This is a genomic window from Sutcliffiella sp. NPDC057660 (assembly GCF_042800035.1).
GTDB lineage: Bacteria > Bacillota > Bacilli > Bacillales > Bacillaceae_I > Sutcliffiella_A.
Map to the genome: position 1 here is coordinate 212355 of NZ_JBHVHV010000004.1, position 18226 is coordinate 230580.

The following is an 18226-nucleotide window of genomic DNA, read 5'->3' on the forward strand; positions in this document are numbered from 1 at the left end:
GTAAAAAAGCCCTTCATTCCTCTTATGATGAGCTTTTCTATCCTCTTTCCTTGGCAAAAAGCCCTTCATTCCTCTTATGATGAGCTTTTCTATCCTCTGTCCTTGGCAAAAAGCCCTTCATTCCTCTTATGATGAGCTTTTCTACAAGCTTTTCATGGCAAAAAGCCCTTCATCCCATTGTTTTCCCACCAACTATCCATTAATAGAAAAAAGGGCAGCCCCAAAGTGGTCTTCATTCACTTCGGAGCTGCCCTTTAATTTATCATGTAATATAAGACAAAAACGCAGTCGCAATCCCAAAGTAGATCAACAACGACAAAATGTCATTAACCGTTGTAATCAGCGGCCCTGAAGCGATGGCAGGGTCGATGTTCAATTTATAAAGGATAAGCGGAATAATGGTTCCGGCCATTGTCCCTATGATTAAAGTAATAAAGAGGGAAGCACCCACAACCATCCCCAATATCAAGTCCCCTTGCCAAACATAGGCAATGATTGAAATAAGGATCGCACATGTCACTCCAATAGTAATACCAACACCCAACTCACGTAAAACAACCTTTGTGACCACTTTTTTGTCCAAATCACGGGAAATGAGTCCACGTACGATTACTGCCAACGACTGAGTTCCGGTGTTACCGGTCATCCCAGCAATCATCGGCATAAAGAATGCCAAAGCCACGACGTCATCCAATGTACCTTCAAAACCACTAATAATACTTCCAGATATAAGTCCAATAAATAATAATAAGATCAACCACGGTAATCTTCTCGCGGACGCTACAAGCGCCGGTGTATCGAAATCGATGTCTTTACCTGATGCGGAAAGCTTTTCAATATCCTCGTTCGCTTCTTGGATCACGACGTCAATGACATCATCGACGGTAATGATCCCGATCAATGTCTTTTCATCATCCACTACAGGTACAGCTAAAAAATCATATCGTTCAATGATATGGGCCACTTCCTCTTGATCCGTATCCACATGAACGGAAATGACACGGGAGAACATGATGTCCATTATTTTTTCATGTGCATCCGCCAAAATTAGGTCTCTGTAAGAAACTACTCCCACCAACCGATTTGCTTCATCAATGACGTATAAGTAGTTGATTGTTTCCGCCAATTCCGCAAACGATTTCAGCTTATCCACAACCTCGCGAACGGTATATTCCTGAGGAATCCATACATATCGATTCGTCATCAATCGACCGGCAGTTTCGGACTCATACTTCATCAAGTCCTGTACTGCAGTGGATTCTGCTTTGTTCATTTTTGATAAAAAGGCTTCCTTAATCTCAGGTTCCATTTCATCAAACAAGGAAGCAAGATCGTCGTTATCCATGCGATCCATTACTTTTGCCGATTTGTCTACACCGATTTTCTGAAGCACCTCAAGCTGTTGCTCCTGATTCAACTCCTGAATAAGAGCTGTCAGCTGGTCGATTGTCAGGTACGTCAAAAAGCGGACACGGTGCTTTTCAGGCAGCTGCTGATAAATGATTGCTGTATCATATGGCTGTAATTCTTCAATAATTTCCTGGAAACCTTTACGCTTCCCGTCTTTTAAAAAGGTAATGATATTTAATATGATTTGATCCTCTGTCATGTTATGCACCATGCGCGCTACCTCCTCTGCCTGCTAGGAAGTACAAGGATTCATTCTATTTTTCCACCAAAGGAGTGGTAAGCAAAAATATATATGTATCCTGTACTGCCTTTGTGTTTGTCCTCGGACTCGGACTACTATCCATTTTCACTACCAGCTCCTTTTCATTTTCTCCATTAAAAAAGCACCTTTCATCCACTGAATGAAGGCGCATAAAGGCATAGTTACCCTTATAGATTCCCTCATTCGTAGAGCTTTAGCACTGTGTGGCATAGGAATGATCCAGCTGCATTAAAAACCACCTTATATCGATGGTTCCTGTTGACCCATTGGCGTCTTTGGACGTTTCTGGGCAGCAGCGTATCTCCAGCACAGGAGCCTCACCTAACGAAGGTTAGAGTGTTTTCACAACTACTACTCTACAAGGGAAAAACCGGCTATGTCAACCTTTTTCGGTTACTGTTTTTTCTCATCGATATTTACTGATTTAAGCTGCTTTGTTTTCGGATTGAATGTAAGCGCTACATAGATATCAATGCTCTTGTTATCTTGTTTGGCAGTGAAGTGAAAGGTATCCTTCGCTTCCGTTTCAGAGATCTCTTCACGTCCCTGATACTGGTAATCGGAAATTTCCGCTTCCGGATAATTCTCTTTGGCCAGCTGGATTGCGATTTTTCCCCATTTCTCATAATCGGTATTTTCTGCCTGTGCCACGCTGATTGCAGTGGTTAGCACTAATAAAACGCTTAACAAACCTAATACCCATTTTTTCATGCAAAATAACCTCCATTACATTTTTTCTTGGTTATTCTTCCTCAATCTGTACAGAATCATTACCTGATAAGAACAATTTATTTGATTCTGTGGCCAAAAACAGTCCCACCCTTTTATTACGCTGCCATTCCTCGCGAAAAACGGACAATGGAGGGTTTGTTTCTTCTACAGGATAGGAAATTTCCGGGGTGAAGGATGGCCTTTGAAACTCCGAAACAAACCAGTCAGAAAACCCGCCTCCCACAGCATGCTCCTCTGGATAATCCAATTTGTAGCCGGTTATATTGGATAGCTTTTTTGCAACAGCCAGATCTCGCTTTAAAATGGCTTGATCACTGGTAAAGTTCCAATATAGAACCCTTCCGGATGAATGATATGTAACAGCCATCAATGGAGCTATGCTGCGTGAAAAATTTACGATAGCCCTTGTCTCTTTTGCCTGCAGTGGAAAATCCCCCTTATAGAACTGATAATAGGGAACACGGATACTTTCTTTGATCGCGTTCCATCCTGCCGGATACTGCCTATTCAGATCCAACCCTTGTCCGTTCGCCTTCCATCTCTCAAAATTTCTGCTGTCCCCGTTCATCCTAATCAGCTTTTCCTGAAGATGTGTCGGCAAAAAATGAACCCCTTCCTGCTGAATCCTTATGCCGTCAGGATTTACCATTGGCACAAACCAAATAGCTACTTCATCCAGGATGGAAGTATCATATCCGTACCGGTGCTGTTCATCAGAATAAGCATGCACATATTGCTCGAGCATAGTCATCACCAGACTGCACGTCAACCATTCTCTTCCATGGTGACCAGCCAAAATAATGATGGTCTCGTTCCCCTTTCCCACCTTGACGGCCCAGATATCCTTTCCAAATTCGGTCCTCCCGATCGAATCAATGTCGAGGTCACTACCATAGAGGCGCTTAAGCGCTTTAAGATCCGCCACCATTTTTTCATACGTGTACCACTCCTTACTGTTAACAACGTCAGCATGGAAAAGGGCCGGATTCAAATGGATCAAGAGGAATAACAGGAGGATTGCTTTTTTTGCCAAATTCATCACTCCAACATTTCATTTTCGCTTATTATTCCTTAGTATACGTATGGAGATACGACCAACATTTACAATGAGGATTCCGGGGCAAAAAGACACAAAATAATATCACTCCTTACCAAGAGGAGGAAGGGAAATGAACTCAGTCGACTATGATCGGGCATTGTATTATACGCACCGTTCGGAGTGGGATAATCTGCTCATCTTAATGGTAAGAACGAAAGACGATTTTTTATCAAAAAACATTGAACATTTTCTGCACTCCTACAATTTCTCCAAGGACTACCGGGAAATTGAGAAGCACCTGTATCAATTGCTGCGCTATATCGATCACGCTGTCGACAGAAGCGCAAATGATCACGAGGAACATGCTGAAGTCAGCCATGGGTATATGGTGTAGGGAGCTTGAGTTATTATTGTAAGCAGCAAAATCGGGTTTATTCGACCCTGATTTGCTGCTTTTTGGTTGTTCTGTTGCTTGGCACAGTACCTTTCATGATTTTTTGACCATGTAACAAAGGAAACTTTGCTGTTACGCCCGATAATTCAGATTTGCGCCCGATTCTGAAGGATTTTCGCCCGTTTTTGAAAGCTTTCCGCCCATTAATAACTACTTTTCGCCCGAATGCCAAATTTCGACAATTTTCATTCTTAAAAAAGAGACCCCTTTTCAGGCCTCTTCCTTCGCTAACATATACTGGCGCATTTCCGCGTACATCATTAATTCTTTATAAAGGCCATCCAAAAGCTTGGCGCTTTCTTCATTGACTGCATCGTTTTCGTAGTCAAAGCAATGCGGGTCCAGTACCAATTGTTTTGGGATGACATTGGCATATATACCACGGCCGACTGTGCGCATGCTGTTCAGTGCGTTAATGCCGCCTTTTCCGCCACCGGCAACCGCCAATAGTCCAACCGGCTTCAGGTGGAACTGCTCGCTTCCCAGATAGTCCAACGCGTTTTTCAGTGCACCACTCATGGAGCTGTGGTATTCCGGTGAAAGCAGTAGAACGGCATCTGCCTCCTTCACCTTTTTACGTAATGATGCCACATTCTCCAGTTCAGCCTGGTACGCTTCTCCATTATATAAAGGAATATCTCCTTCACTCAAATCAATCAGATCCGCATTATAGGTGCGTTGGATATATCTTGCACAAATACCTGTTCTGCCGCTTTTACGCGGACTTCCATTAATTATCACGATGTTCATTTTAAAAGCTCCCTTCCAACTTGTTGATATTCTTAGTATATCTGTATACCCGATAATTGAAATCGGAAAATATGGCTAAGTTTACCTACAAAAATGGGAGGAGCTTTCTGATTAAAACCTGCGACTAAAGTTGTAGATTTTCACCCGATTCCATGCTTTACGGCGTACAGGGCAGCTTGTGTGCGGTCTGCAAGCTCCAATTTTGCCAGGAGGTTGGACACATGGGTCTTGACCGTTTTTTCCGTAATAAAAAGGGAGGCCGCAATTTCCTTGTTGCTTTTTCCTTTTGAAATCTCCCCTAGCACTTCCAGCTCCCTTTTTGTCAAATCTTCGTGCAGGGAACGATTGCTGCCCACTCCTTTTGTTAAATGGGACATCACGTGAGAGGTCACCTTCGGATGCAGCTGACTTTCCCCTCGATGGACTGCATGTATGGCTGCTATCAACTGATCCGGCTCCACATCTTTCAGCTGATATCCTGCCGCTCCCGCGCGGATGGCAGGAATGACGTGGTCCTGATCGGAAAAGCTTGTCAGTATCAATACCCTGCATGGCAGGCCCAGTTCCATGATCCTTCTTGTGGCCTCGATCCCATCCACTTCAGGCATAACGAGATCCATCAATATCACATCAGGCTTTAATGATGAGGCAAGCACAACCGCCTCTTCCCCATTTTTGGCCTCGCCAACTATTTCAATATCCTTTTGTGTCTTCAAAAAGAACAATAACCCACGGCGTACAACGTGATGGTCATCTGCGATCAGGATGCGTATCATCGGTTTTCCTCCCTTTTTACCGGCATTTCTATTCGTACTTTCGTTCCATGGCCAAGTTTGCTCCAAACAGAAAAGCATCCGCCTAAAGCTTCTGAGCGTTCCTTCATGCTTCTTAACCCCAAAGATGGTATCTCATTGCTGTCATGAACGGAGAATCCCGCCCCGGCATCCTCGATTTCAAAAATGACCTGTTTATTTTCTATAAGAATCCTAAGCATCGCCTCGCGAATTCCTGCATGCTTTTTACAATTATTGAATGCCTCCTGGCCTATGCGCCATAGGCATTCTTCAATATGAGTCGGCAGATCTATGACACCTTTCACTTCACAATCAATTTCCATGCCAAGCACCTTTCCATAATTCATCAGTGCACTCACCAGGCCATTTTCCAGACCTTCAGGCCGAAGCTGCCATATAAGGGCTCTCATTTCACTTAGTGCCTCCTGCGAAAGTTCCTGCATATAGGTCAGCATTTCTTTTATTTGTGGATTCTCTGTAAGTTCCTTGGTTCCACGTGCTGTCAGCATAAGCGAAAACAACAGCTGGTTCACGGAATCATGAAGATCTCTGGCCAGTCTGTTCCGTTCAGCGATCACAAGCAGTTGCTGTTCATTCTCAGAAAGCCTGATTCTCTTTATCGCAGTTCCTATTTGATAGGCCACCGATTCCAGTAAAGCAAGCTCTGAATCAGAAAAACGAGCTTTTTTCGGAGATGCTACATTCAACAGGCCAAACTTTTCATCACCTGCCCTGAGAGGGACTGTAGCGTGATGAGTAATATCACCCGTATCTCCCGTTTCATATTTAACTGCATCCTCAAGCCTTTTGCATTCTATGATATTCGATGCACGCTTCAGCCGGCCATCTTTATATTGATCCAGACACCAGCATCCTCCCTGGCACATCGGCTTTTTATTGTCCTTGATCAGCGCTTCGGGCAGATTATAGGCGGCCGTTAATGAATAGGAGCCTTTTTCATCAATCAAATAGATCCAGCCTGTCTGAAGGCCAGTTACCCTTAATAGTTCTTCCAAAACGCCACTTAGCATCGATTGCAGATCATTGGCTTGATTCAAAGACTCTGCAATAATCTTCAGGGCACGTAATTCCTGTATCCTCTGTACCTCACTCACAAAGCCACTCCCCCTCAAACCCTTAAACTTCTTCATCATATCTTTCTATTCTAACAAGCCTTTCCCCTTTTCACCTTGGAAAAAAGTCTACAATCCACTACAACTTTAGTCTCAGATGAGTAGCACAAAAAAAGGGCCAGACCCCTAATTAGGTTCGACCACTCTTTCCAACATCCTCATTTATGCAATTGGATAGTTCTGCACCAATGGATGGATCACCATCTCATCGATCATCATGTGCTTAGGTGCGCTTGCCATATAGGCAACTGCCTCTGCGATGTCTTTTCCTTTTAGCCAGTCCTTTTTCTCCTCGACGCCTTCTTCGGAGTTGTTGAAATAGCTGTCTACCATTCCAGGGTTAACCGTTCCGACACGGATGCCATACTCGCGAACCTCTTGGGCGAGTGACCCGCTGAAGCCCTGAACCGCATATTTCGTTGCCGTATAAGCGGAACCGTTGGCAATCGTATAACGCCCTACATCCGAGGAAATCGTAATGATCGTTCCAGCCTTCTTTTCCTTCATTTGTGGCAGAACCGCCTTCGAGCAGACGAAAACCCCTTGGACATTGACTTCAAAAACCTTTTTCCATTCGTCAATAGTCGTTTCCTCCACAAGCTTGAAGAAGCCAACTCCTGCATTGTTCACCAGAAGATCAAGGCCTCCGAACTTTTCAATCGTGGAAGCAACCATCGCCTCCACCGCTGCTTCGTTGGCAACATCTACTTGAAAGCCTGCAACATGCTCATAGCCTTTTTCTTTTAATTCCTTTTCCACCGTATGTATTTCATGGGAGCTCCCAATCAGTGCGAGCTTCATCCCCTTTTCCGCCAGCTCATAGGCAATCGCTTTTCCAATACCTCTTGAAGCACCTGTTACAATTGCAACTTGATTTGATAACATGTCTATCTGTCCCTTCTCGATGCAAAATTGATATTTACTTAACAAAAAGAAAGGCGCGAAGCCTTTCCTTTAAACTTTTTAAGCTTTTCCTGCTGAGTTCAGTTCTGATAAAAGATTTTCCACCTTCACCATGAAGGCTTTTGAAATTTCTTCGAGCTTTTCCTTACTTTGCTCCAAAGTTTCCGACTGGATTCCGAAATAGAATTTCACTTTCGGCTCTGTACCTGAAGGGCGTACACATACCCATGAACCATCCTCCAAGAAATACTTCAGCACATTGGACTTCGGCAATTCGATCTTTTCCTGTATACCGGAAGCGGTCACGGTTCTTTCCTGTACCGCGTAATCCTCAACAACTTCTACTTTATAGCCATTGACTTCAGCAGGTGCTGCGTTTCTGAACGCTGTCAGAAGGCTTGCGATCTGCTCTGCACCCTCTTTTCCTTTTAGCGTCAAGGACTTCATGCCTTCGAGATAATAGCCATACTGTTCATACAGCTCCATCAGACCCTGGTACATCGTCTTGCCCTGCTTTTTGTAGAATGCACAGATTTCTACAGCCATGACTGCTGCCTGTACTGCATCCTTATCACGGGCAAAGTCCCTGATCAAGGAGCCATAGCTTTCCTCATAGCCGAATAGGAAGGAATATTGACCTGTAGCCTCATACTCTTTCATTTTTTCGCCGATGAACTTGAAACCTGTCAGTGTGTCGATTGTAGCAACATGATAACTGTCTGCAATCGTACGGCCAAACTCCGAGGTAACAATCGTTTTCAGCATGACACCATTATCCGGCAACGTTCCTGTTGCTTTCTTCTCCGCTAACAGATAGTGAAGGAATAAGGCTCCGGTCTGGTTTCCTGTTAAGATAACATACTCCCCTGCTTCATTCTTTACTGCAACACCCAGGCGGTCCGCATCAGGGTCTGTTGCAATAAGAATGTCTGCATCCATCTCTTTTCCATCACGGATGGCAAGCTCAAACGCCGCATGCTCTTCAGGATTGGGAGAAGAGACGGTAGAGAAATTAGGATCTGGCAATTCTTGTTCCGCAACAATCTTCACATTGGTATAACCCAGTGCTTCCAAGCCTTCACGAACTGGAAGGTTGGCTGTACCGTGAAGCGGCGTGAATACCACCTTCACCTTTTCACCCATTTCCTGACCTAGCTCCGGGTGTACAGAAATGGTTTTCAGCTTCTCCTGGTATGCATGGTCAATCTCTTCGCCGATAATTTTGATAAGCCCTTTTTCTTTTAGTGTCTCTTCGGACTCCACCTGGATCTCCAGTTCATTTTCCACTTCCTGCACTTTGGCAATCACTTGATCCGCTTCAAGTAAAGGCAACTGCCCTCCATCGGGACCGTATACCTTGTAGCCGTTGTATTCAGGCGGGTTATGGCTTGCCGTCACCACAATCCCTGAAAATGCTTTTAACTTGCGGACAGCAAAAGACAATACCGGGGTTGGTCGCAGGCTTTCAAACACATACGTCTGAATGCCATGGCTTGCCAGTGTCTTAGCAGCCTCCATCGCAAATTCAGGTGATTTATGACGGCAATCATAGGCAATCGCCACTCCGCCCTTTTTCGCTTCTTCCCCAAAAGATTCTATGTATCGTGCCAGTCCCTCGGACGCTTTTCGAACGGTATATACGTTCATTCGATTCGTGCCTGCTCCAATTTCACCGCGCATGCCACCAGTTCCAAATTCCAACTCTTTATAAAAGCTATCTTCTTTAGCCTTTTTATCATTTTTCATTTCTTCCAAAAGCTTGACCATTTCCTCGTCAAGGTTCGAGTTACTTTCCCAAAGTTCGTATTTATCCATCCAGTTCATGTTTCTCTTCCTCCTTGCAATTATCAGGATACTGTAGATTTCTCTTAAGTTGGTACGACATCCTGCAAATATTTTGCGTCAGTTTGCGACAAATTGTGCACCGTGAACGCTTCCATTATTATTATACTAGAAAAGAAAAGGAATCGCATCGGCAATTCCTGATATAGACGTTATCCGTTTTCATCGATCATCTTCCATTACCGTTACCGCATCCTTGATATGCTTTTCCAATTGAGTTCTATGCTGCTCTGTCATTTCTTTCGTCCAGAACAGCTCCCTTGCCATTACGTCCAATACCTTTCCCTTCCACTTTTGCACCCAGTGGATGTTGAAAAAAAGGGCACCAGTGCGCCTGATGAAAAAATCCAGTGGTGTCACGGCCATCTCCTCATGAATGGCATATAGTAGCCGTACATGGATATCCAATGGCAATGCAGTTCCCTTCCCCTTTGCATTTTCCTTCTCTGCAATCCTGTATAGCTTATCGACATTCGATCCATACCGGGAAACAAGGAATAGCGCCTCTTCTTGTGAAAACCCAAGCTTTTGTCCTTCTTGCGTCTTTCTTTCTATAAACGCCGGCATACTCTTGGACCCACCGATGTTTCCCCCTGAAATGGGGAGTCTTTTCGTTTTGCATGAATCAAACTTTACCTGATTATCTTTGGTCAGCTGCTTTCCAATCAGGTCCACTACCATTTCCGCCATTTTCCGGTATCCGGTCAGCTTGCCGCCAGCGATCGTAATCATCCCCGAATCGGAAATCCACACCTCATCCTTTCGAGAGATTTCCGAAGCGGACTTACCCTCTTCAAAAATGAGCGGTCGAACTCCTGTCCAGCCTGATTCGATGTCCATTTCCTTGATGTTCAGTGAAGGGAACATGAATTTGATTGCCGCGAGTATATAGTCCTTATCCTCTCTGACCATCCGTGGATGAAGCATATCCTCTTTATAGACTGTATCCGTTGTCCCAACATAGGTTTTTCCGTCACGTGGAATGGCAAAAATCATCCTCTTGTCTTCTGTGTCAAAATAGATCGCCTGTTTTAATGGGAATTTGCTTTGATCAAAAACGAGGTGGATTCCTTTTGTTAATTGTAGATGCTTCTCTTTTTTGGAGCCATCCATATCACGCAGGGAATCCACCCATGGGCCGGCTGCATTGATCACTTTTTTCGCACGGATCTGATAGCTTTTCCTGCTGATCTGATCCACCACGATTGCCCCGGATATACTGCCATTTTCATAAAGCAGCTTATCCACCTTTGCATAGTTCACCGCATCTGCTCCATGCTTCACAGCTTCCTTCAGCACCTCGATTGTTAGTCTGGCATCGTCTGTACGATACTCTACGTAAATGCCTCCGCCTTTTAACCCTTCTTTATTCAACAAAGGCTCTCTTAATAACGTTTCAGATGCCGTGAGCATTTTCCTTCGCTCCGACTTTTTGACACCAGCCAAATAGTCATAAAAACGAAGTCCGATAGATGTGGAAAGCTTGCCGAATGTCCCTCCCTTGTAAATAGGCAACAACATCCATTCCGGTGTTGTGACATGTGGTCCATTCTCATATACGATCGCCCGCTCTTTCCCCACTTCGGCTACCATCTTTACTTCCAACTGCTTTAAATATCGCAGACCGCCATGCACAAGCTTTGTGGAGCGGCTTGACGTTCCTCCTGCAAAGTCCTGCATGTCCACAAGTGCCACCTTCATCCCGCGGGACGCTGCATCCAAAGCAATGCCGCTTCCTGTTATCCCGCCACCTATTATTAGGATATCGTAAAAGGTTTCCTTCATTTTATCTAAGATCATGGTACGGTTCGTGCTGGAGAAGGATAGTTTTTTCATAAGATAAGTGCCTCCAAAAGTTTTTTCTTCTAGTTATTACTACACAAAAAAAGACCACAGCAAACATAGACAAAGCCCTTGCTCTGATTATGTTCTGTGATCTTATCCCGACTATGCCCGATAAATTGACTTACACCGATTATACCATATTCTTCTATTTACTTGAAAGCTGTTTTCGCATCCATTGTTGCTTTTGACGTATCCAACGTGAACATGTAATAAACCTTGCCTTCGTGCTCTTTTCCAGTGAAAAACAATATATTTTCTCTATGAATAATGGGGGACGGACAAAAAAAACAAACTTTAAGAAAAGAGCTTACTTGAAAGCCATAGTTGCCCTGATAGCTTTTTTCCACCCATCATAAAGCTCCATTTGCTGACCTTCTGACATCTTTGGCTCAAAGCTTCTTTCCACTTGCCACTGTGAAGCGATTTCTTCTTCGCTTTTCCAAAAGCCTACCGCAAGACCTGCAAGATAGGCTGCACCAAGCGCGGTCGTTTCATTGATTGTGGTACGCTCCACATCCACTCCCAGCATGTCACTCTGGAACTGCAGAAGGAAATTGTTCTTAACTGCTCCCCCATCCACACGAAGCGCCTTCAGCGAGATACCTGAATCCTGTTCCATCGCAGTCAGGACATCCTTCGTCTGATAGGCAAGTGATTCAAGTGTGGCCCGGACAAAATGCTCCTTGGAGGTGCCGCGTGTCAAGCCGAATACCGCACCTCTCACCTCGCTGTCCCAATACGGAGTTCCAAGACCTACAAAGGCCGGCACCACATAGACACCTTCACTGGATTCCACTCTTGTTGCATATTCCTCGCTTTTGCTCGCATCCTTGAACATACGAAGTCCATCCCGCAGCCATTGAATTGCAGAGCCTGCCACAAAGATGCTACCCTCCAGCGCATACGTAACCTTCCCATTCAAGCCCCATGCAATGGTGGTCAATAGGCCATTATCTGACTTGATTGCCTTATCTCCTGTATTCATCAGCATGAAACAGCCGGTCCCGTATGTATTTTTGGCCATGCCCTTTTCATAGCAGGCCTGACCGAACAATGCCGCCTGCTGGTCACCAGCTGCCCCGGCAATCGGGATCTCCTGACCGAAGAAGTGGAAATCAACCGTTTTTGCATAAATCTCCGAAGAGCCCTTCACCTCTGGCAGCATGGACTTGGGAACCTGCAGGATTTCTAAAAGTTCCTCATCCCACTTGAGTTCGTGTATATTGTACATTAATGTCCTTGATGCGTTGCTGTAGTCCGTTACATGTGCCTTCCCACCTGATAGCTTCCATATCAGCCAAGTATCGATCGTTCCAAAAAGCAGATTTCCATTTTCCGCTTTCTCTCTCGCACCTTCCACATTATCCAGAAGCCACCTCACTTTTGTACCGGAAAAGTAGGCATCGATTAAGAGACCTGTTTTATCACGGAAAAGATCTTCATGTCCCTGCTCCTTCAGCTCCTCGCAAATGGAAGCAGTCTGTCTGGATTGCCATACGACGGCATGATGGATCGGCTCTCCCGTTTCCTTATCCCAGACAACCGTTGTTTCACGCTGATTCGTGATGCCGATCCCCGCAACCTGTGACGGCTTGATTCCAGACTCTGAAATGCACGAGGCAATCACCGCAAGGATGGAGCTCCAGATTTCGTTGGCATTATGCTCAACCCACCCCGATTGAGGAAAATATTGCTTAAATTCCTTTTGCGCCGTGTAGACTACTTCCCCTTTGTTATTGAAGAGCATAGCGCGAGAGCTTGTCGTTCCTTGATCAAGGGATAAAATGTATGACTCCATGAGTGGTTCGCTCCTTTCTGTAATCCTTTTGTAGATTTTCGCCTGATGTGGGGGAAATCCTTCTTTACATGGTGCGTTCCTTGATTTTAGGTTGAATACCCTCTACAACACCACCCAAAACAGCACCGGTAGCGTAACCAAGGTCAATACCGTACTTACGAGGGTTGCGCTTGAGACAAACTCAGGCTCGGTATTGAATTCCACCGCATACATCGTCGTATTTGCTGCTGCCGGCATCGCAGCCATCACAATCATCAGCTGCTTGATCAAATCATCAACGGGCAAGACAAGGGTGATGAGAAAAGCAATAACAGGTGATACAATCAGCTTGATTCCCACGGCATAAAACAGCTTCTCTTTTTTGGCCGCTTTAATGGAGATCTTCGCAAGCTGCATTCCGAGAATCACCATGATAACAGGAATGGTTGCATCTGCCACTAGATTTACCGCCTCCATAATAGGGGAGGATACTGGTACAGAAAGGTATTGAAAGCTCAGGCCAATCAAGGCCCCGTACATGATGGGCATCTTTACGACAGCCCTTGCAGCCGAACGGAAACCATCACTTTCCGGACTCCCTTTGGCTGCATAGTACACTCCGACAGTCGCCATCAATATCTGCTGGGCGACCATCAGGACAACCGCGTATTCAAATCCCACCACACCAAACAATAGAAGGGCAAGCGGCGTTCCATAGTTTCCGTTATTCATGAAGCTTGCTGACAGAATCAACCCGCATGTCTCAGCCCTTGAGTACTTTTTAACCCATGATAACAGGTAGACAAATAGAATAAGAGAAAAACACAGCAAGATCGTATATAGCACGATATAAAGATGCTCGCTCGTAAACTCATTCGTATAGAAAGTACGAAATACAAGTACTGGGGACAGCAAATACAATGCCATCTTCGATAAGGCTTTCGTATCGAATCCCAGTGTTTTTTGACCGATGAAACCTATCGCAAATATAAGAAAAACTGGTAAAAGTACGTCTAGAAAAATCATGAATATCCTCGCAATCTGCTACTATTTCAATGTTGTAGTTTTTTTCTATCTTAACAAATTCCCTGAAAAATGACAGGAATTTATTTCGACTCTCTTAATAATTTTCCAGTTTTATTTCCTTGCACGAATTACGGGTAATGGAGTAAACTGAATATATTCCGATTATACAGGTGGGATTAATAAGTTATGGAAATTCAAAAATCAACAATACCTAAACCGCTCGTCACTTTTAACCAATGGTTCATTTTACTTTCTGTCGTGATTTCTTTGATCACTGGATTTTATTTTATATTGCTTCTGCCTTTATTGGCTGGCACAATCGGCCTGCTAACAGGTTTTAACCCAGCCTTGAAACTGGCGGGCAAGTTTCTTTCAAAGCCGTACTCTTCCTACATCCAGGAAGATAAAGCACAATTGCAGTTCAATCAGACAATCGCTGTCAGCTGTCTTGCTCTTTCACTAATTGGTTTCTACTCTGGAATCACAGCTCTCGGCTACATTTTCTCCATCATGGTGGCGGTGGCCTCTGGGGTTGCACTTTTAGGATTCTGCGTTGGTTGCTTCATCCGTTTCCAATGGCAGCAATTTCAATATCGTAGACGCACGGCAAAATAAAAAAGAAGTCGACTTCATCATGAGCGAAGTCGACTTTTTTTATTTCTTATATTTAATTTCATACACATCACGTCTTCTATCCTTCAGCTGACGCACTGTTCCTGACTGACGCTGGCGTCGCAGGATTTCGAGGTCCACATCCCCGATGATCACCATCTCGATATTCGGGTTACACTCTCCGACAATTCCGTCACGCGCAAATTCAAAATCGGATGGGGCAAAAATGGCGGACTGGGAATATTGGATGTCCATGTTTTCCACCTGTGGCAGGTTTCCGCAAGTTCCGGCAATGACTGTATAGATCTGATTTTCAACGGCACGTGCCTGTGCACAGTATCGAACGCGAAGATAGCCTTGTCTGTCCTCTGTGTTGAATGGACAGAAAATGATATTCGCCCCTTTTTCAGTAGCAATACGTGCAAGCTCCGGAAATTCGATGTCATAGCAAATCTGAATCGCAATCTTACCGCAATCCGTATCGAATACCTTCACCGTGTCACCGCGGCTGATCCCCCACCATTTCCGTTCATTTGGTGTGATATGGATTTTATACTGTTTCTCAATCGTCCCATCACGGCGGAAAAGATAGGCAATATTGAATACTTTATCATCCTCCTCGACGAAATGGGAACCGCCGATGATATTGACATTGTATTTGACAGCCAAATCGGTGAAAAGCTGGATATAGTCCTCTGTATATTCCGTGAGGCGCTGTACAGCTTTACTCGGAGATCTTTCATTCAGAAAGCTCATCAGCTGGGTTGTGAATATTTCCGGGAAGACAGCAAAATCCGCTCCTGCATCAGAGGCAACATCCGTATAGTATTCCACTTGGGTGGCGAACTCTTCAAATGAACTGATCGGCTTCATCATATATTGGACCACACAGACCCGGACAGGGAAGGAAGTTTTAAAATGACGCTTCGTTTGCGGGATATACTCCACATTGTTCCATTCCATCAGTGTTGCATATTTATTGGATGCGAGATCATCCGGGAGATAGCCTGGATTGATCCTCATCAATGTAAATTCATTCAAAAGCTGGAACGAAAGCACCGGATCATAGATTTTGTGGCGCATCACCTGTCTGACGTATTCGCGAGGCGACATTTCGTCTGCATGCTTATGATAGTTTGGAATTCTTCCTCCGATAATGATACTCTTCAGGTTCAGTCTTCTCGCCAAATCTTTTCTTGCTTCATAAAGGCGATGTCCGACCTTCATTCTCCGGAAGCCCGGATGCACCATCACTTCAATTCCATAGAGGTTGTAGCCATCTGGATTATGATTCGTTATGTATCCCTCGTCTGTAATATCATCCCATGTATGTCGATCATCATATTCATCAAAGTTGATAAGCAGGCTTGAGCAGGAACCGATGATTTCCCCATCATACTCCGCACATAGCTGCCCTTCCGGAAACATGATCAAATGACTTTCAAGCTGTTCTCTTTTCCAAGGATCCATGCCTGGGAAACATAAATGCTGCAGTGCGATAATATCATCTATGTCTTTCATTTCTATATTTCTAATAATCATTTTTTTCTCGAATTTAGACAAGTCGATTTTAGACAAAAACACCATCTCCTCATAATTGTGCTAAATAAATGGATTTTATGCTGGGCTCTTTCTGTAAAAAAGGAGAATTACCCAATATTACTTATTCCCCAATTTCATAAATCCAAAACACTTCCGAGTCCAGATATGCATTCTTTTAAAAATAATTGCTGATAAGTGGTCAACTCGACTCTTAATATGTTGGTTATGCCCATGTAGAACGGTGAATATTTCCTGAGAAATTTGTCACCTCCAATAAGGTTTCGTCGATACATGTTCATACTCCTCCCTCCCTGTCATGAAATGTTCACAGGTAAAATGTTTGATTAGCTTTGCAAAGCTGATGTACAAGTAATATAATTTTAAACAAGAAATAATCCAAGATATATGAAACCAAGATAAATGAGGCGAAGAAAAAGTGGATCACTCCAAAAAAATTGAAAATCTTTTATTGTCTGCTTCCGTTGTCGCTTTAGTTGCAACATTGGGAAGCTTATATTTTTCAGAAATTCTATTGTACGTTCCTTGTGAGCTTTGTTGGTACCAGCGTATTCTCATGTACCCGCTTGTCGTGATTCTAGGAATAGCGGCAGTGAAAAAAGATGCAGGCATCGCAACATATGTACTTCCGTTATCCATTCTTGGCGGAGCGATCTCCTTCTACCACTACCTTGTTCAAAAAGTGGATTTTATCGGGGAAAACTCAGTGTCTTGTGGCGTCGTGCCTTGTACAGGACAGTATATCAATTGGTTAAACTTCATCACCATCCCATTTTTAGCACTTATCGGTTTTACTCTTATCACAATCATCCTATTCATGGTTAAAAAATTGAACGTAAAGGAAGGAAAATAATCTTGAAGAAAATTGTAATTATCGTATCTATTATTGTTGCTATCTTTATTGCATTAGCCGTCATTACGAATATCCAGCAGAAACAGCAGTCTGAAGGCAATCCGTTTGGGAAAGCCAAAATATACCCAGCTACTCAAGAACAATTGGATGACCCTTTGTATCAAAATATTATTCTTCCTGAAGAATTGGAGGAAAAGCTGGATAATGAAGAATCAGCAACTGTCTATTTCTATAAATCAGATTGTCCTGCGTGTATGAAAACCAGTCCAGTAGTCGTTCCGATGGCGGAAGAGATGGAAATAGACCTAGAAATGTACAACCTGCTTGAATTCGAACAAGGCTGGGATGACTATAATATCCACTCTACACCGACGCTTATCCACTTTGAAGACGGCAAAGAAGTAAGCCGACTTGAAAACTATCACCAAGATGAGACTGTGTTCTCCGATTGGCTGGAAGAAGTAAAAGAAACTACGGGCGAATAATACGCCCGTAGTTTCTTTTTGACTGTTTTCGCATTCATTGTTGTTATTAAGATTAAATTGTACACATCAAATTCAGCCCGTTGTTCGCTGCAGACACAAGATTCCCCGGGGACGGATGGGAGCCCTGGATAAGCGAACGCCTGAACGGAGACCAGTCCTATTCTTAAAGCAACAATTTTTACGAAAAGAGCCTTCTTTTTTGCTACACTAGGAATTGGTTGGATGCCCGGATGAACTTGCTGAGCATCGTAGGATTTTTTGATTGTTGTGTAAACTGTTCAATGGCAAATGGAAAAGAAAATCCGAAATCCCTTAACATGTTAACATTCCTCTTATATAGTTCACGGTGTTTCAGCTTGATGCCCTCATCCTGGATTGTCTCGATTACAGCAATGATTGCCTGTAGACAGGAAATGATATGAAATGCTTCTTTCAGTGTTCCATTATAAACGGTAAATGTGTCATGGACGGCACCTGTATGGAGGGATAACTGACTCTCAAGGTTTTCAATCTCTTTATCTGTGAAATAATATGGAAGAATGTTCGTTAAGAGGTGCTGGACCAGTTCCCCAATATGGTCCTCCTGCTCTGGGGTAGATGCATAAACTACTTTCACGAATTAAAACCCACCTTTGTAACTTCTCTATAACAAAAGAGTAACATAATTACACGTTTTTTTGCGTAGGTAGTTAATGGAATCACAAGACTTGAAACGATAAAAAGAAGGACATCCCTTCTATCTATTTAAA

Annotated in this window: 17 protein-coding genes and 1 riboswitch; of the genes, 4 read left to right on the forward strand and 13 right to left on the reverse strand. The window is 43.8% G+C overall.

The genetic code is table 11. The annotated features are described in order from the left end of the window. Positions 1–262 precede the first annotated feature (262 nt). From mgtE to ACFVAD_RS05705, 3 genes are all read right to left on the reverse strand, one after another. Positions 263–1621 carry a magnesium transporter gene (gene mgtE, locus ACFVAD_RS05695; protein ID WP_386636996.1) on the reverse strand — a complete coding sequence of 453 codons (1359 nt, stop codon included), beginning with the start codon at positions 1619–1621 and terminating at the stop codon, positions 263–265. A gap of 222 nt (positions 1622–1843) precedes the next feature. Beyond that, positions 1844–2008: riboswitch (M-box (ykoK) riboswitch) on the reverse strand. A gap of 57 nt (positions 2009–2065) precedes the next feature. Beyond that, positions 2066–2383: a DUF3889 domain-containing protein gene (locus ACFVAD_RS05700; RefSeq protein WP_386636998.1), complete on the reverse strand. Its 318-nt coding sequence runs from the start codon at positions 2381–2383 to the stop codon at positions 2066–2068. Positions 2384–2414: 31 nt separating this feature from the next. Beyond that, positions 2415–3437, reverse strand: a complete 1023-nt coding sequence (locus ACFVAD_RS05705) for a M14 family zinc carboxypeptidase (RefSeq protein WP_386637000.1) — start codon at positions 3435–3437, stop codon at positions 2415–2417. Between the two features lie 136 nt (positions 3438–3573). Between ACFVAD_RS05705 and ACFVAD_RS05710 the strand changes: the two genes are divergently transcribed. Beyond that, positions 3574–3837 carry a YhdB family protein gene (locus tag ACFVAD_RS05710; RefSeq protein ID WP_386637002.1) on the forward strand — a complete coding sequence of 88 codons (264 nt, stop codon included), beginning with the start codon at positions 3574–3576 and terminating at the stop codon, positions 3835–3837. A 270-nt stretch (positions 3838–4107) separates the two neighbouring features. Here the strand turns inward: ACFVAD_RS05710 and ACFVAD_RS05715 are convergent, their stop codons facing one another. From ACFVAD_RS05715 to ACFVAD_RS05750, 8 genes are all read right to left on the reverse strand, one after another. Beyond that, positions 4108–4647: an NADPH-dependent FMN reductase gene (locus tag ACFVAD_RS05715; protein WP_386637004.1), complete on the reverse strand. Its 540-nt coding sequence runs from the start codon at positions 4645–4647 to the stop codon at positions 4108–4110. A gap of 140 nt (positions 4648–4787) precedes the next feature. Continuing rightward, positions 4788–5423 (reverse strand): response regulator, encoded by a 636-nt coding sequence (locus ACFVAD_RS05720; protein ID WP_386637006.1) that lies wholly within the window; start codon positions 5421–5423, stop codon positions 4788–4790. Beyond that, positions 5420–6556 (reverse strand): GAF domain-containing sensor histidine kinase, encoded by a 1137-nt coding sequence (locus ACFVAD_RS05725; RefSeq protein ID WP_386637008.1) that lies wholly within the window; start codon positions 6554–6556, stop codon positions 5420–5422. Before ACFVAD_RS05725 ends, ACFVAD_RS05720 begins: the two co-directional genes overlap by 4 nt. Before the next feature lie 180 nt (positions 6557–6736). Continuing rightward, on the reverse strand, positions 6737–7459 hold the full coding sequence (locus tag ACFVAD_RS05730) for an SDR family oxidoreductase (protein ID WP_386637010.1): 723 nt from the start codon (positions 7457–7459) through the stop codon (positions 6737–6739). Between the two features lie 78 nt (positions 7460–7537). Beyond that, positions 7538–9301: a phospho-sugar mutase gene (locus ACFVAD_RS05735; protein ID WP_386637012.1), complete on the reverse strand. Its 1764-nt coding sequence runs from the start codon at positions 9299–9301 to the stop codon at positions 7538–7540. A gap of 180 nt (positions 9302–9481) precedes the next feature. Further along, positions 9482–11155 carry a glycerol-3-phosphate dehydrogenase/oxidase gene (locus tag ACFVAD_RS05740; RefSeq protein WP_386637014.1) on the reverse strand — a complete coding sequence of 558 codons (1674 nt, stop codon included), beginning with the start codon at positions 11153–11155 and terminating at the stop codon, positions 9482–9484. Positions 11156–11471: 316 nt separating this feature from the next. After that, positions 11472–12962, reverse strand: a complete 1491-nt coding sequence (gene glpK, locus ACFVAD_RS05745; RefSeq protein WP_386637016.1) for a glycerol kinase GlpK — start codon at positions 12960–12962, stop codon at positions 11472–11474. Positions 12963–13064: 102 nt separating this feature from the next. Beyond that, complete coding sequence (locus tag ACFVAD_RS05750; protein ID WP_386637018.1) at positions 13065–13967, reverse strand: AEC family transporter; 903 nt, start codon at positions 13965–13967, stop codon at positions 13065–13067. Positions 13968–14153: 186 nt separating this feature from the next. On the opposite strand from ACFVAD_RS05750, the gene ACFVAD_RS05755 reads away from it, so the two are divergent. Then, on the forward strand, positions 14154–14582 hold the full coding sequence (locus tag ACFVAD_RS05755; protein WP_386637020.1) for a DUF4395 domain-containing protein: 429 nt from the start codon (positions 14154–14156) through the stop codon (positions 14580–14582). Between the two features lie 39 nt (positions 14583–14621). Here the strand turns inward: ACFVAD_RS05755 and ACFVAD_RS05760 are convergent, their stop codons facing one another. After that, complete coding sequence (locus ACFVAD_RS05760; RefSeq protein WP_386637147.1) at positions 14622–16121, reverse strand: GNAT family N-acetyltransferase; 1500 nt, start codon at positions 16119–16121, stop codon at positions 14622–14624. Between the two features lie 436 nt (positions 16122–16557). On the opposite strand from ACFVAD_RS05760, the gene ACFVAD_RS05765 reads away from it, so the two are divergent. After that, positions 16558–16992, forward strand: a complete 435-nt coding sequence (locus ACFVAD_RS05765; RefSeq protein ID WP_386637022.1) for a disulfide oxidoreductase — start codon at positions 16558–16560, stop codon at positions 16990–16992. 2 nt (positions 16993–16994) lie between these two features. Continuing rightward, on the forward strand, positions 16995–17477 hold the full coding sequence (locus ACFVAD_RS05770) for a thioredoxin family protein (RefSeq protein WP_386637024.1): 483 nt from the start codon (positions 16995–16997) through the stop codon (positions 17475–17477). A 202-nt stretch (positions 17478–17679) separates the two neighbouring features. Here the strand turns inward: ACFVAD_RS05770 and ACFVAD_RS05775 are convergent, their stop codons facing one another. After that, positions 17680–18093 (reverse strand): DUF5365 family protein, encoded by a 414-nt coding sequence (locus ACFVAD_RS05775; RefSeq protein WP_386637026.1) that lies wholly within the window; start codon positions 18091–18093, stop codon positions 17680–17682. Positions 18094–18226: the final 133 nt, after the last annotated feature.

What these genes read in the sequence shown, in the direction of transcription:
- mgtE (WP_386636996.1), bottom strand. Translation starts at nt 1,621, where the DNA reads ATGGTGCATAACATGACAGAGGATCAAATCATATTAAATATCATTACC.
- ACFVAD_RS05700 (WP_386636998.1), bottom strand. Translation starts at nt 2,383, where the DNA reads ATGAAAAAATGGGTATTAGGTTTGTTAAGCGTTTTATTAGTGCTAACC.
- ACFVAD_RS05710 (WP_386637002.1), top strand. Translation starts at nt 3,574, where the DNA reads ATGAACTCAGTCGACTATGATCGGGCATTGTATTATACGCACCGTTCG.
- ACFVAD_RS05715 (WP_386637004.1), bottom strand. Translation starts at nt 4,647, where the DNA reads ATGAACATCGTGATAATTAATGGAAGTCCGCGTAAAAGCGGCAGAACA.
- ACFVAD_RS05720 (WP_386637006.1), bottom strand. Translation starts at nt 5,423, where the DNA reads ATGATACGCATCCTGATCGCAGATGACCATCACGTTGTACGCCGTGGG.
- ACFVAD_RS05730 (WP_386637010.1), bottom strand. Translation starts at nt 7,459, where the DNA reads ATGTTATCAAATCAAGTTGCAATTGTAACAGGTGCTTCAAGAGGTATT.
- ACFVAD_RS05735 (WP_386637012.1), bottom strand. Translation starts at nt 9,301, where the DNA reads ATGAACTGGATGGATAAATACGAACTTTGGGAAAGTAACTCGAACCTT.
- ACFVAD_RS05740 (WP_386637014.1), bottom strand. Translation starts at nt 11,155, where the DNA reads ATGAAAAAACTATCCTTCTCCAGCACGAACCGTACCATGATCTTAGAT.
- glpK (WP_386637016.1), bottom strand. Translation starts at nt 12,962, where the DNA reads ATGGAGTCATACATTTTATCCCTTGATCAAGGAACGACAAGCTCTCGC.
- ACFVAD_RS05750 (WP_386637018.1), bottom strand. Translation starts at nt 13,967, where the DNA reads ATGATTTTTCTAGACGTACTTTTACCAGTTTTTCTTATATTTGCGATA.
- ACFVAD_RS05755 (WP_386637020.1), top strand. Translation starts at nt 14,154, where the DNA reads ATGGAAATTCAAAAATCAACAATACCTAAACCGCTCGTCACTTTTAAC.
- ACFVAD_RS05760 (WP_386637147.1), bottom strand. Translation starts at nt 16,121, where the DNA reads ATGATTATTAGAAATATAGAAATGAAAGACATAGATGATATTATCGCA.